At 57.6% G+C, this 13,491-nt stretch carries 12 protein-coding genes; 10 read left to right on the top strand and 2 right to left on the bottom strand.

The window, feature by feature from the left end; genetic code table 11:
* Nucleotides 1–400 precede the first annotated feature (400 nt).
* Nucleotides 401–1,768, top strand: coding sequence for an APC family permease (locus PGH32_RS10570; RefSeq protein ID WP_314427454.1), 1,368 nt, complete (start codon nucleotides 401–403; stop codon nucleotides 1,766–1,768).
* 84 nt (nucleotides 1,769–1,852) lie between these two features.
* On the opposite strand, the gene sbcB is transcribed toward PGH32_RS10570, so the two are convergent.
* Nucleotides 1,853–3,280 (bottom strand): exodeoxyribonuclease I, encoded by a 1,428-nt coding sequence (gene sbcB / locus PGH32_RS10565; protein WP_337893991.1) that lies wholly within the window; start codon nucleotides 3,278–3,280, stop codon nucleotides 1,853–1,855.
* A 340-nt stretch (nucleotides 3,281–3,620) separates the two neighbouring features.
* Here sbcB and PGH32_RS10560 point away from each other — a divergent pair, with 340 nt between their 5' ends.
* The 6 genes from PGH32_RS10560 (at nucleotide 3,621) to PGH32_RS10535 (ending at nucleotide 8,991) form a co-directional block, all read left to right on the top strand.
* Nucleotides 3,621–4,373: a D-alanyl-D-alanine carboxypeptidase family protein gene (locus tag PGH32_RS10560; RefSeq protein WP_337893990.1), complete on the top strand. Its 753-nt coding sequence runs from the start codon at nucleotides 3,621–3,623 to the stop codon at nucleotides 4,371–4,373.
* Nucleotides 4,374–4,483: 110 nt separating this feature from the next.
* On the top strand, nucleotides 4,484–5,665 hold the full coding sequence (gene dacD / locus PGH32_RS10555; RefSeq protein ID WP_337893989.1) for a serine-type D-Ala-D-Ala carboxypeptidase DacD: 1,182 nt from the start codon (nucleotides 4,484–4,486) through the stop codon (nucleotides 5,663–5,665).
* Nucleotides 5,666–5,753: 88 nt separating this feature from the next.
* Complete coding sequence (locus PGH32_RS10550) at nucleotides 5,754–6,659, top strand: LysR family transcriptional regulator (protein WP_314427447.1); 906 nt, start codon at nucleotides 5,754–5,756, stop codon at nucleotides 6,657–6,659.
* A 102-nt stretch (nucleotides 6,660–6,761) separates the two neighbouring features.
* Complete coding sequence (locus PGH32_RS10545; RefSeq protein ID WP_314427446.1) at nucleotides 6,762–7,232, top strand: GyrI-like domain-containing protein; 471 nt, start codon at nucleotides 6,762–6,764, stop codon at nucleotides 7,230–7,232.
* A 226-nt stretch (nucleotides 7,233–7,458) separates the two neighbouring features.
* Nucleotides 7,459–8,517: an FUSC family protein gene (locus tag PGH32_RS10540; protein WP_314427444.1), complete on the top strand. Its 1,059-nt coding sequence runs from the start codon at nucleotides 7,459–7,461 to the stop codon at nucleotides 8,515–8,517.
* Between the two features lie 159 nt (nucleotides 8,518–8,676).
* Complete coding sequence (locus tag PGH32_RS10535; protein WP_123334873.1) at nucleotides 8,677–8,991, top strand: DUF496 family protein; 315 nt, start codon at nucleotides 8,677–8,679, stop codon at nucleotides 8,989–8,991.
* A gap of 90 nt (nucleotides 8,992–9,081) precedes the next feature.
* Here the strand turns inward: PGH32_RS10535 and PGH32_RS10530 are convergent, their stop codons facing one another.
* Nucleotides 9,082–10,167: a LacI family DNA-binding transcriptional regulator gene (locus PGH32_RS10530; RefSeq protein WP_337893988.1), complete on the bottom strand. Its 1,086-nt coding sequence runs from the start codon at nucleotides 10,165–10,167 to the stop codon at nucleotides 9,082–9,084.
* Nucleotides 10,168–10,374: 207 nt separating this feature from the next.
* On the opposite strand from PGH32_RS10530, the gene PGH32_RS10525 reads away from it, so the two are divergent.
* The 3 genes from PGH32_RS10525 to PGH32_RS10515 all read left to right on the top strand — a co-directional run bounded on the left by PGH32_RS10525 (nucleotide 10,375) and on the right by PGH32_RS10515 (nucleotide 13,448).
* On the top strand, nucleotides 10,375–11,271 hold the full coding sequence (locus PGH32_RS10525) for a Kdo hydroxylase family protein (protein ID WP_443112752.1): 897 nt from the start codon (nucleotides 10,375–10,377) through the stop codon (nucleotides 11,269–11,271).
* A 129-nt stretch (nucleotides 11,272–11,400) separates the two neighbouring features.
* Nucleotides 11,401–12,831 (top strand): EmmdR/YeeO family multidrug/toxin efflux MATE transporter, encoded by a 1,431-nt coding sequence (locus PGH32_RS10520; RefSeq protein WP_314427439.1) that lies wholly within the window; start codon nucleotides 11,401–11,403, stop codon nucleotides 12,829–12,831.
* A 173-nt stretch (nucleotides 12,832–13,004) separates the two neighbouring features.
* Nucleotides 13,005–13,448 carry a GlcG/HbpS family heme-binding protein gene (locus tag PGH32_RS10515; RefSeq protein ID WP_337893987.1) on the top strand — a complete coding sequence of 148 codons (444 nt, stop codon included), beginning with the start codon at nucleotides 13,005–13,007 and terminating at the stop codon, nucleotides 13,446–13,448.
* Nucleotides 13,449–13,491: the final 43 nt, after the last annotated feature.

Here is a 13,491-nt window from a genome sequence, read left to right as displayed (position 1 = left end):
GGACGTCTCAAAAGCTTGTCAGGCCGCCTCCGTTTGGTGCAAAATACGCGCCCTGCATTAAAGAAAGATCACGTAACCGACGCTAATTAATCCTGGCGGCGGTTATTTTTTTTATGCAGGTAAATGAATTTCGTATTTTAAGAGGCCGGTTCATAACCGGATAGATATAAGCTTTCAGCACACACAGTGACGTGTCTTATTGAGGAAACAAACATGGGGCAACATCTTCTTACTCCAGCATCTGCTGGCATTCGCCAACGCGACGACTACGGCGCGAAAGCAGGATCTCTCTTTACTCCTGCCTGCTATTCCCTCAATCCTCTTAAGAAAGACTATCGCAGTACGCGAAGTTTCCCTGTGGTGCAACCCAGAAAGGTTGACTCTATGGGGAGGCTGAATCATGTCGCTTAATACCGCTACTGCTGGCGCACAGCCACGCGCTCACCTGAAGAAAACGCTGACGTTAATGCCTGTAGTGATGATGGGCCTGGCTTACATGCAGCCAATGACCCTCTTCGATACCTTTGGCATTGTTTCCGGCTTAACTGACGGTCACGTAGCAACTGCATACGCATTTGCGCTGATTGCTATTCTGTTTACCGCGCTGAGCTACGGCCAGCTGGTTCGTCGTTTCCCGTCTGCGGGTTCGGCGTATACCTATGCGCAGAAAGCCATCAGCCCGCACGTCGGCTTTATGGTCGGCTGGTCTTCACTGCTTGATTATCTGTTTATGCCGATGATCAACATTCTGTTGGCCAAAATTTACTGGGAAGCACTGGTTCCCGGCATTCCATCATGGATATTCGTGATCATGCTGGTGGGCTTTATGACCCTGTCTAACCTGAAAGGGATTAAAACCGTTGCCAACTTCAACAGCGTGATCGTCGTGCTGCAGGTGGCGGTGATGGTGGTCATTATGGGCATGGTTGTCTGGGGCGTGGCGCACGGCGAAGGTGCCGGTACGCTGGTCAGCAGCAAACCTTTCTGGTCCGAAAATGCCCACGTCGTCCCGATGATTACGGGAGCAACCATACTCTGCTTCTCGTTCCTCGGCTTCGACGGCATCAGCTCGCTGTCTGAAGAAACCAAAGACGCAGGCCGCGTAATCCCGAAAGCGATCTTCCTGACCGCGTTAATCGGTGGCGTTATCTTTGTCGTGGTTTCTTACTTCCTGCAGCTGTACTTCCCGGATATCTCTCGCTTTAAAGATCCGGATGCCTCCCAGCCGGAAATCATGCTGTACGTGGCGGGCAAAGCCTTCCAGTTCGGTATTCTGATTTTCTCCTGTGTGACCGTACTGGCTTCAGGCATGGCCGCCCACGCTGGCGTATCGCGTCTGATGTACGTGATGGGGCGTGATGGCGTGTTCCCGGAGCGTTTCTTCGGCTACATCCATCCGAAGTGGCGTACCCCGGCACTGAACGTGCTGCTGGTTGGCGCCATCGCGCTGTCCTCCATCACCTTCGACCTGGTGACGGCGACCGCGCTGATTAACTTCGGTGCGCTGGTGGCGTTTACCTTCGTTAACCTGTCGGTGATTTCGCAGTTCTGGATCCGCGAAGGGCGTAATAAAACGCTGAAGGATAACTTCACCTTCCTGATCCTGCCGCTGCTGGGTGCGCTGACCGTTGGCGCGCTGTGGATTAACCTGGAAGAGAGCTCAATGGTTCTCGGCCTGGTGTGGGGCGCAATTGGCCTGATCTATCTGGCCTTCGTGACCCGCAGCTTCCGTAATCCGGTGCCACAGTGCAGTGAAGACCTGATGTAATCGCCTTGTCGATTTGCGTCAGGCCATAAAAAAGGGCGGTTCACATGAACCGCCCTTTTTCGATCCCGCCGCCGGAGATGATCGTCAGGACACCAGCTCGCGGGCGTATTCAAACAGCGCTTTAAGCTGTGCCAGCTTCGCGGCATCCCCTTCATGCTGGTTAAACAGCGCCTCCAGTTCCTGCACATAGTCCTGCACGCGCTGCGGGTTCAGCATCTCGCGACGGTGCTGCAGCCAGCGCTGCTGCTCGGCATCGTCCAGCGTGCCGGGGAAATTGCGGGCGCGAAAGCGGAACAGCAGCTTCTCAATACGGGCATCGGCAAAAGTCAGGTCCAGCGCCGGCAGATTCTCCGCCGACGTCTGACGAATAATGTTCATCGCCTGGCGATCCGCATCGCTGAAGAAGCCGTTATACAGCTGGGCATCCACATCTTCCGACGGGGTAAACGGCTCCGCTTCCGCAAACAGCGTGACCACTTTTTCACGCACTTCCGGATGCTGACGCAGCAGCGTAAGGTTATCCAGGCAGCGCTGGCGATCGATATCCAGCCGCGCCGCATCTTCCGGCCGCAGGGTATTGGCCGGGGCCACTACCGGGCATTTATTGATATGCACCAGCTTAAGCGGAACCGGCGAGTCCTCGCCCAGCTCATCGCGGCGTGTGTACAGCCGCGCCCGCAGCTGGTCTGCATCCAGCGTCAGCAGCGGCGTCATATCGCCGGCCAGATCGCAGGTAATCAGCGCGTTGCGGTTGTCGGGATGCCAGGCCAGCGGGGCTATCCAGCTGGTATTGCCGCGCGCGGCACCGAACATCCCGGAGATATGCACCAGCGGCTTCATCTGCGGAATATCCACCAGCGCGGTAATTTTTTGCTTATTGCGGTGGGTCAGCAGGAACTCGTACAGCCTGGGCTGCTTCTCCTTTATCAGCTTCGCCATGGCAATGGTGGCATAGACATCGGACATCGCATCGTGCGCGTTGGCATGCTCAACGCCGTTAGCTTTGGTCAGATGCTCAAGGCGGAAGCTGGGAAAACCGTCGTCGTTTTCCGGCCAGACAATGCCGTCCGGGCGCAGGGCGTAGCAGGCGCGCATTACATCCAGCAAATCCCAGCGGCTGTTGCCGTTCTGCCAGCTCCATGCGTAGGGGTCGTAAAAGTTACGATAGAACAGGTTGCGGCTTACCTCATCATCAAAGCGCACGTTGTTATAGCCGACAATGCAGGTACCGGGTTCGCTGAACAGCTGGTGGATCCGGCGGGTAAACTCGGCTTCGGTCACGCCGCGCGCACGCGCCACCTGGGGCGTGATGCCGGTGATCATCACCGCTTCCGGCTGCGGCAGATAGTCGTCGGCGGGCTGGCAGTAAAACACTTCCGGCTCCCCGATAATATTGAAATCCATATCGGTGCGGATCCCAGCGAACTGCGCCGGTCGGTCCAGCGAGGGGCTTTTACCGAAGGTTTCGTAATCGTGGAAGAGGAAGGTAGGCTGTGCGCGATCGTTTTTCAAATTTTATATCCGTTCACTTTGTTCATATGGCCCTGAGCGATACAGAACGACGTTGCCTACATGGTAAACCATAATCCCGCCGCTCTGAAGTGACGAATGTGCCGCGCTCCGTCAGGCTCAGTCGTTGTGGCAAAAAGCGGCCACTCATTTTCAGACGATCGTGCGCTAAGCTGTTTTCCGCCTCTCGCCTGCCGGCCGGTTACGGGTTACAATTAAACCGGGTTACTGTCTGAAATCGGGGAATAAATTGCCTGTTAATCTGTTAGCCATTCCGCCCGTTGCGTTGAGCAGCTCGAAAGCCGCTGGCATCCTGTTGATTAATGAAGGGCCGGGACCGGTCGTGTCGAAAGCGCTGTATACGCAGGGCGATCGCGATCTGCAGCAGATGGCGTCGATGACCAAAATATTAACCGCGATGGTACTGGCTGACCTCAAACCCGATCTCACCACGCTGCTGACCCGTACCGAGGCCGATTCCGCGCTGGGGTCCGGGGCAAACCTCAACGTCAGCGAATCGATTTCCGTTAACGACGCCTTCTACAATCTGATGCTGCCGTCTTCCAACGTCACCGCCAATATGATTGCCCGCATCTGGGGCGGTAAGCTGCTGAGTGCGGAAGGGGTGACCGACTATACCGACAGACAGGCGCTGGTTCGCTGGGTTCGCCAGATGAATGCGAAATCACGTGCGATTGGCATGGGATCGGCCCTGTTTACCACGCCTTCCGGGCTGGGGAGCAATCATGCCAGCGTGATTGGTGCCCTGAAGATGGTGGCCCGCGCCACCCGTTATCCGCTGATCATGCGCAGCTGGAAAACGCAGAACTACCGGCTGAAGGTGTTCGGCGATACGCCGCGTATCGAAACTATCTCCAATACCAATAACCTGCTGTTTTCCGACCTGGAAGTGATTGGTGGTAAAACCGGTACGCTGACGCCTATCTACAATCTGGCCTGCGTCGTCTCCATGCCCAACAATCAGCTGCTGCTGGTGGTCACGCTGGGGGCCGAGCGGGCTGAGGATCGTTTCACCGACTGTAAGGCGCTGATTGACGCGGTGAAAATGCAGTACCTGACCCCGAAAGCCAGCTGATGCGGTAATGCGCTGATTTATTCACACTTTCTTGCAATTTTATTACACTTTGCCACGCGATATCTCGTACAACATGCGCTGTTTTTGTTGGTTAATTCGAGGATTTAGCGGTGAAGAAGCGTCAGCTTGGAAGTGTATGCCTGGTTTTATTACTGAGTACGGTGGCGCGTGCTGAAGATATCCCCGCTGAGAACGCGCTGACGTTCCCGCTTACCCCTCCGGCAATTGATGCCGCCTCCTGGGTGCTGATGGATGCCACTACCGGGCAAATTCTGACGGCGGGCAACCCTGATGAACGCCGAAACCCGGCCAGCCTCACCAAGCTGATGACCGGCTATGTGGTGGATCGCGCTATCGATAAAAAGCGCATCAGCCGCGATGATATTGTTACCGTTGGTAAAGACGCCTGGGCCGCCGGTAACCCGGTATTTAAAGGGTCTTCGCTGATGTTCATCAAGCCCGGCGATAAAGTTACCGTCCGCGACCTGAGCCGGGGAGTGATTATTGACTCCGGTAACGATGCCTGCGTGGCGCTGGCCGACTACGTGGCGGGCAGCCAGTCCAGCTTTGTCGATCTGATGAACCAGTACGTCAGCAAGCTGGGCATGATCAACAGTCACTTTGAAACCGTTCACGGTCTGGATGCGCCGGGGCAGTTCACCACCGCCCGCGATCTGGCGATCCTCTCCCGGGCGATCATCAGCGGCGAGCCGGATTTCTATCAGATGTACAGTGAAAAATCGCTGACCTGGAACGGCATTACCCAGCAGAACCGAAACGGGCTGCTGTGGGATAAAACCCTGCATGTGGACGGCCTGAAAACCGGCCACACCGAAAGCGCCGGGTTTAATATTATCGCCTCCAGCGTTGAGGGGCAGCGCCGCCTGATCGCCGTGGTCATGGGCGGAAAAAGTACCAAAGGCCGGGAAGAGCAGGCGCGAAAACTGCTGACCTGGGGGCAGAACAACTTTGATACCGTACAGCTGTTCCATGCCGGCAGGGAAATCGGCCATGAGAAAGTGTGGTACGGCAAGCCGCACAGCGTTCCTCTCGGCAGCGAGAAAGATATTTACCTCTCCCTGCCGCGTGATGATGTGCAGAAAATCAAAGCGCGCTACGTGGTCGATAATAAAAATCTCGAAGCGCCGCTTAAGTTGCATGAACAGGTTGGCACCATTCAGCTGGTGGAAGGGGATAAGCTGCTGACCAGCTATCCGCTGGTGACTCTGCAGCCGGTAGAGCAGGCGGGCATCTTCACCCGTATTGAAGATTACATTCAGCGCAAGCTTTAACAGGACGCCGCGGCGGGAGCGGGCGGATGACTGTATTTATCATCCCGTTGTGCAAGAATGGAAATGAATTGTTTCCATAAAATTGAGAATGGCGATGTTAAAAGATCTGCGTGATGTGGCATTGTTCAATGCAATTGCCAGCGGCGGAACGCTTTCCGCAGCCGGGCGCCAGCTGGGGATATCGCTGGCCGTGGTGAGCAAGCGCCTGACGCAAATGGAGCAGCAGCTTGGCGTGCGGCTTTTTCATCGCACCACACGCCACGTCTCGCTGACCGACGAAGGCCTGGTCTTTGCGGAGCATGCGGTGCGATTGCAGCATGAACTGGAAGCGATAGACAGCGCGCTGGCAAACCGGCTGGGTCGTGCCAGCGGCACGCTGCGGATCACCGCCTCTCACAGCATGGGGCAGCGCTGGCTTGCGCCGATCCTCAACGAGTTTATGACCGAGCATCCCGGCGTTAAGCTACAGCTTCATCTCAGCGATCGGGTTATTGACCTGGCCGCCAGCGGCTATGACCTGGCTATCCGCTACGGTGCGCTGGCCGATTCGCGGCTGGTGGCGCGCGAGCTGGTCGGCAATCGCCGCGTGCTCTGCGCCTCGCCGGGCTATGCGGCAAAGCACGGCCTGCCGCAAACCCTGGAAGAGCTGAGCGCCCACTGCTGCATTGTTACCGGGGATGCGCCGATGACCGAATGGCGTTTTGGCAGTGACGAGGAGCAGCGCAGCGTGCCGATAAACTCCCGGCTGCAGGTGAATACCGGAGAAGCCGCGCACGCGCTGGCGCTGAACAATGCGGGTATCGCGATGAAATCCATCTGGGACGTCGCCGGGGATCTGCGCGACGGCCGTCTGCTGACGGTCCTCGGCGATTATCCTCTTCCGGCGGCACCGCTGCATGCCATCTGGCTGAGCGGTCTTCATCAGCCGCCGCGAGTCAGGCTGTTCGTTGAGAAGCTGAGGCTGCAGCTGGCACAGCACTGGAATAATTTTTAAACCCGCGGCATATGACGCCACGGGATGATGGCGTCGCTGCGGGAGAGCATCGCGCCCACGATGTGCATCGCAACACTACAACATGAAAAGGAATGAAATGTGATGAGAGTGGAAATTCAGCATTTACCGGCCAGTCAGATGGCGGGATACCGCCTGGAAGGTCCGTGGGAAATGACGGTGCCACAGGGGTTTTCACGGCTGAGTGAGTGGGTGAACCGAAACCGGCTGAAGGGAGAATGGCTGGCGGTCTACCACGGCAACCCGCAGCAGATGCCCGCAGACCATCTTGAGGTCGATACCGGCATCAGCGTGCCGCCGGAATTTATCCTGCCGCTGGACAGTGAAGGCGTATCGTTAAGATCGATACCCGCCGCGTGCTATGCCGTGGCACAGGTCCAGGTCAGCGATGGTAATTTTACCCGTCCGTGGTGTGAGTTTTTTGACGAGTGGCTACCCGGCAGCGGCTATCAGCGCGCGGACGGGCCCTGTTTCGATCGTTACCTCACCGACGGCTCACAAACCGGCACGTGGGACTTTCTGATCTGCATTCCGGTTGAAAAGCGCCAGCCGTAAGGGCGGATGACTCATGTTAAAATGTGGTTATAAGTATGTTGTTGTAAAAATTCAATAAAATTGAATGCGTTAACAGCTTGCTACCGTGCGGTAATGACAGCGCTTTATGCGGATTACCGCACGGAAATGACCACAAAATCTCACGCAAATCCCCCCGCTTCGTCTGCGCATCCTCCGCACTTAAGGTATGATGAGCCGCAATTTCTGATCCTTTTCGGAGCCTGTTTTGCGACCCGACACGCCGCTCTCGGCCCTGCATTTTAGCGTTTATCGCAACTATCGCATCGTTCATGGCATACGCATCGCCCTGGCCTTTGTGCTCACCTTCCTGCTGGTTCGCCTGCTGGATATCCCGGAAGGCAGCTGGCCGCTGATCACCCTGGTGGTGGTCATGGGGCCGATATCTTCATGGGGCAACGTGTTTCCCCGTGCGGTGCAGCGTATTGGCGGCACGATTTTCGGTTCGATATCCGGCCTGATCGCCCTCAGGCTGGAGCTGTTTAACCTGCCGGTGATGCTGCTATGGTGCGCCGTTGTAATGTTTATCTGTGGTTTCCTTACCCTGGGTAAGCATCCCTATATGGCCCTGCTGATTGGCATTACCCTGGCGGTGATCTGCGGCGGCACGCCGGGGGATATTCACTCCGCCCTGTGGCGCGGAGGGGACGTGATCCTCGGCTCCCTGCTGGCGCTGTTGTTCACCAGCATCTGGCCGCAGAAAGCCTATACCCACTGGCGGATCCAGCTGTCGGACTCCCTGCTGGAAACGGCAAAAATCTACCATGCCGGCTTCTCCCCCAACCTGGTTGAGCAGCCGCGCCTCAGCAGACCGCTGCAAAGGCTGCTGGGCAGGGTGGTGAAAATGCGCTCGCTGATCGAACCCGCCAGCAAGGAAACGCGTACGCCGCGATCGGTCTTTGAAGCGATTCAGACGCTCAACCGTAATATCGTCTGTACCCTGGAGCTGCAGGTCAATGCCTGGTGGGCGTCCCGTCAGAGCCATCTGATTTTGCTTAACGCTTCGGCGCTGCGGCGCACCCAGCAGATGACGGAGGAGATGCTGCGCACGCTGTCGAAAGCCATTGTTGATGGTAACACCGAGCAGATGGCGGCCAACAGCGAAGAGCTGGCGACAATCAGCCGGGAGCTGCGCCAGCTGATTGCTGAATCGGGTGGCGACGAGCAGGTGGAAACGCCGATCCATGGCTACGTCTGGCTGAGCCTGGAAATGGCCCGCCAGCTGGAGCGGCTGTCTGAGCTTTTACGCCTTGCGCTGCGAAAATAAAACGATTCAGCAACTACTTACTGCGGGATGGTCAACGCCAGGGTAAGATAGGGTCATTCGTTTTAGCAGATTCAACATTGCCATCGGCAGCGGTGTGCCGCTAAGCTGATAGCCACGACAGTGATGCCTGTGTAACAGGCCCAAAAGAAAGGTGTCTTCATGGAAAATGCAAAGCAATCATTTCAGGACGTACTGGAGTTCGTGCGTATGTTCCGTCGCAAAAATAAGCTGCAGCGTGAAATCGTCGATAACGAAAAGAAAATCCGCGACAACCAGAAACGCGTACTGCTGCTTGATAACCTGTCCGAGTACATCAAACCCGGCATGAGCGTGGAAGCGATCCAGGAAATCATTGGCAGCATGCGCAGCGATTATGAAGACCGCGTTGATGACTACATCATCAAAAATGCCGATCTGTCGAAAGAGCGTCGCGACCTGTCGAAAAAACTGAAAGCGATGGGCGAGCCGAAGTAACGGTCAGACTCACCCGGCCGCCGCGATATCGCGGCGCGCGGCAGACAAGCCACTATGCAGATAGTGGCTTTTTTTTCGCCTGATGATGGTCTATTTCGCGTCCAGATCCTGCACCAGCACGTTCGCCAGGCGCTTCAGCTCCGCGGCGATCTGCGCACTGCCGGGCTGGCCGTTGAACACCGGTGAGGTACTGTTGCGCACGATCAGTTCGGTGGGGAAAATCTCCGCAGGATCGCATCGCTCAGGCTGCTCCACGCGCCCGATCAGCCAGTCCACGCTGCGTTCTCCCAGCAGTCGCATATCCTGGCGTACCGTGGTCAGCGGCGGCTGATACCAGGCGCTGTCGGCGGTATCATCGTAACCCACCACTGAAACCTCCGTAGGCACGATTTTACCGCGCTGATGCAGCGCCTGCATCGCGCCCAGCGCCATCTGATCGTTAGCCACCAGCAGCGCCGAAGGGAATGCGTCGCCGGTCAGCTGCATCACCGCCCGATAGCCTGAACTGGCGCTCCAGTCACCGTAGAGTTCCGCCTGCGGCGTGAGCTGATGCTCCTGTAGCACCCGCCGCCAGGCGTCTGAGCGGGCGCGGGCGGCTACCGATGATGACGGGCCGTTCAGCAGCGCAATACGCCGGTGGCCCAGCGCCAGCAGATGCTCCGCGCCCTGGCGTGCCCCGGTTTGCGCACTGAAGCCGCAGCTCGCGACCGTGGCATCCTCCGCCACGTCAAGAAACAGGCAGGGCAGGGATCCGGCCATGGTTTCAATCTGCTGAGCGGCTGCGGTTTCCAGTGGCAGATTAATCAGCAAAGCATCCACGCGCTGCGACAGCAGATCGCTGACCGCCGCCTGTGGGCCATCCGTATCTGCACCGGCCATCGCCATCACCAGATGCCACCCCAGCTGCCCGGCGCGCTGCTGCATCGCGGAGGCGATCTGCGCCGGGGCCAGCAGGGCCAGATCGCTGGTGGCCAGCCCCAGCGTTCGGGTGTTTTTACCGGCCAGCTGCTGGGCAACGCGATTCGGCACATAGTTCAGCGCCCGCATCGCAGCCTCCACCCGACTGCGGGTTGATTCAGCCACCTGGCTGGAGTGATTCAGCACCCGGGAAACGGTCTGATAGGAGACGCCGGCAGCCTGAGCCACATCGTCCAGCGTCACGGAACGGGATCTCATGATTAGCTCCTCTGAAGATGGCGCAGTGTAACAGTAAACACCGTGACTCTGTTGACCTCTGGTTTAATTAATTCTGCTTACGCGCCCTATAATCAGCCGTCAAAGGGTCGATATTTACCCCACAAAAATCGGCTTCATCGACACTCCATTTAGACAACGGCGGCGTGCTGCAGGCCCGTTCACGCCGCAAGGAAATAAGGATATCAAATGTCTGAACGCCCACTATCACATGATATGGTGATCCGCTCGCTGGCGACGCGTCACTGGAATGAAACCGTCGACGATCGCCGCGTCGTCGATGCGCTGGAGCAGGGGAAAGTGCTGTTTCTGCCCTCACTGGCCTTTCAACTCAGCCCGGAGGAGCAGGCGCTGTTAACCCCGGAGCTGGTCGATCCGAAACGTAAGAATATCAGTTTTAATGCGCAAACCGGCAGGCTGAACGGCGTGGCGCAGGCGGAGAAAAAAAACCAGGTGCAGGCGCTGCTCCAGCGTCATCATGACTATGCCTGTCAGCTGGTCAGCAGCCTGATGCCGGAATATCAGTCCGCGCTGCACGCGCCGGTTAACTCCCTGCGGCTGCATCCGATTAACGTCTGGCGTGATTCGACCTCCTGGCGAAAGGACGACTCCCGCCTGCATGTGGATGCCTTCCCGTCGCGGCCAAACCACGGCGAGCGTATCCTGCGCATCTTCACCAATATCAACCCACACGGTGAAAGCCGCTACTGGCGAGTGGGGGAGCCGTTCCCGGTGCTGGCCAAACGCTTTATACCGCGCCTGAAACGCTTCTCGCCGTTCAACAGCTGGCTGCAAAGCCGCCTTGGTATCACCAAATGCTACCGCAGCCATTACGACCACCTGATGCTGCAGCTGCACGACACCATGAAAGGGGATGAGCACTATCAGCAGCAGGGGCCACAGGTGACCCTGGAGCTGCCGCCGGGCAGCAGCTGGATCTGTTTTGCCGACCAGACGCCCCATGCGGCAATGAGCGGTCAGTTTATGCTGGAGCAGACTTTCCTGCTGCCGGTGGCGGCGATGAAAAATCCCGACAATGCCCCGCTTAACATCCTGCAAAAGCTCCTTCAGCAGCCGCTAATCTGACCGCTGACGATGCAGGCGGAGGCCTGCATCGTCCAGGCAAAGCACATTGAAACATAAAAAGACTTTGCATAAATCCCGTGCTTTAACCATCATAATTAAGTCCCTTCTCTCCCTGACATAAAAGCTGGAATGACCTTGCAAAACCTCAGAGTTTCTCTGCAGCAGGCTATTCAACGTACCGCGTGGTATCCCAAAAGACGCTCCTGGCGGGTGTTGTTCTGGCGTGAAGTGACTCCGCTGGCCGTACCGATTTTTTTCGAGAATCTCTGCGTTCTGCTGATGGGGGTGCTGAGCACTTTCCTGGTCAGCTGGCTGGGGAGTGAAGCGATGGCCGGCGTTGGCCTTGCGGACAGCTTTAATATTGTCGTGATCTCCTTTTTTGCCGCCATCGACCTCGGTACTACGGTGGTGGTGGCCTTCAGCCTGGGTAAACTGAACCGCGAACGAGCCGTCGCCGCCGCCCGCCAGTCGCTGATTATTATGACCCTGTTTGCCGTGCTGCTGGCGATCGCCATCGAGTTTATCGGGCCGCAGATTATTGACCTGATTGCCGGTAAAGCGGAGCCGGAGGTGAAAGCGCTGGCGCTCTCGTATCTGCAAACCACCGCGTGGAGCTATCCGGCGGCGGCGATTGCGCTGATCGGCTGCGGTGCCCTGCGCGGCGCGGGCAATACCAAAATTCCGATGCTGATCAATGGCGGGATGAATATCCTGAATATTGCCATCAGCAGTGTGCTGATCTACGGCTGCTTCTCGTGGCACGGCCTGGGTTTTGTGGGGGCCGGGCTGGGCCTGACCATCTCCCGCTATATCGGCGCGGCGGCGGTGATCTATGTGCTGGTGATAGGCTTTGTCCCGGCGCTGAAAATATCGCTAAAAAGTTACTTCACGCGGCTCAATATCAATATCCTGCGTGAAGTGCTCGGCATCGGCGTTCCCGCCAGCATTGAGTCTGTGCTGTTTAACGGTGGCAAGCTGCTGACGCAGATCTTCGTTGCCGGAATGGGCACCGATGTGATTGCCGGGAATTTTATCGCTTTCTCCATCGTATCGCTGATTAACCTGCCGGGTAACGCCCTGGGATCCGCATCGACGATTATTGTCGGCACCCGACTTGGGCGCGGCCAGCTTGGCCAGCCGGAGCGGCTGCTGCGCTATATCTTCTGGCTGTCGAATATTGGCCTGTGTACCCTGGCGCTGCTGACGGTGCCGTTTGCCGGGGTGCTGGCGGCGTTCTACACCCAGGATCCCCAGGTTATCCACGTAGTGAAAATGCTGGTGTGGCTGAATGCGGCCTTTATGCCGTTCTGGGCCGCCTCCTGGGTGCTGCCCGCCGGGCTGAAGGGCGCGCGCGATGCGCGTTATACCATGTGGGTGTCGCTGCTCAGCATGTGGGGCGGGCGTATCGTGGCCGGCTACCTCCTTGGCATCGTGCTGGGGATGGGCGTGGCGGGGATCTGGCTGGGTATGGCGCTGGACTGGATGATTCGCGGTGCCTGCTTCTGGCGTCGCTTAAACAGCGGCCGCTGGCTGTGGAAGTATCGCCCGGTCGCCAAATAAGTGGCCGGCGCCGTTAAACGGCGTCGCTGCCATCATCAAACGCACAGATTGTTACTTTATTCCGGTTGTCCTGGTCGATCATAACTTGCAGTGAAGATATATCATGGATATATTTTGATTCGTTAATACGAATCATTACCAGTTCAGCCATCGCCAGAACCGTGGAGAACGTCATGACAGTGACATCGGTAACAGAAACAGCACAGGCAGCATCGCGTACTCAGTTAAGCCTCACCCTGCAGGGCGCGCGTAACGCCATTGCCGCCGCCCAGCAGAAAGCGGCGGAGAACGGCTGGCATATCAGCGTGGCGGTGGTCGACCATGCCGGCCAGCTGATTGCCCTGGAACGCAGCGACAGCGCAATTGGTATCAGTCCGGATGTTGCGCTGGGTAAGGCACGAACGGCGGCGCTGCTGCAGGCTCCCTCGCAGGAATTTGAGCAGTTTATCAATAGCGGACGCCCCAGCTTTCTCGCCACGCCCGGCGTAACGCCGCTTGAGGGCGGCGTGCCCGTCTGGCTGAACGGTATGGTGATTGGTGCCGTCGGCGTCAGCGGCGCACACGGTGCCAATGATTCGCTGGTGGCGGAAACCGCCGTGCTGGCCGTGGGCGTCTGAGTGGGATCCTCATTAAATATTATCGATGATGTCCGGTGGGCGC

The sequence above is a fragment of the Erwinia sp. SLM-02 genome, assembly GCF_037450285.1.
Taxonomy (GTDB): domain Bacteria; phylum Pseudomonadota; class Gammaproteobacteria; order Enterobacterales; family Enterobacteriaceae; genus Erwinia.
Note: the sequence above shows the minus strand (reverse complement) of the source record. Positions and strands in the feature narration are given on the sequence as shown.

Bases quoted from the DNA above. Each gene is read 5' to 3' on its own strand.
- PGH32_RS10535 (WP_123334873.1), top strand. From the start codon at position 8,677: ATGGAAAATGCAAAGCAATCATTTCAGGACGTACTGGAGTTCGTGCGT.
- PGH32_RS10550 (WP_314427447.1), top strand. From the start codon at position 5,754: ATGGCGATGTTAAAAGATCTGCGTGATGTGGCATTGTTCAATGCAATT.
- PGH32_RS10530 (WP_337893988.1), bottom strand. From the start codon at position 10,167: ATGAGATCCCGTTCCGTGACGCTGGACGATGTGGCTCAGGCTGCCGGC.
- PGH32_RS10525 (WP_443112752.1), top strand. From the start codon at position 10,375: ATGTCTGAACGCCCACTATCACATGATATGGTGATCCGCTCGCTGGCG.
- PGH32_RS10570 (WP_314427454.1), top strand. From the start codon at position 401: ATGTCGCTTAATACCGCTACTGCTGGCGCACAGCCACGCGCTCACCTG.
- PGH32_RS10515 (WP_337893987.1), top strand. From the start codon at position 13,005: ATGACAGTGACATCGGTAACAGAAACAGCACAGGCAGCATCGCGTACT.
- PGH32_RS10520 (WP_314427439.1), top strand. From the start codon at position 11,401: ATGACCTTGCAAAACCTCAGAGTTTCTCTGCAGCAGGCTATTCAACGT.
- PGH32_RS10545 (WP_314427446.1), top strand. From the start codon at position 6,762: ATGAGAGTGGAAATTCAGCATTTACCGGCCAGTCAGATGGCGGGATAC.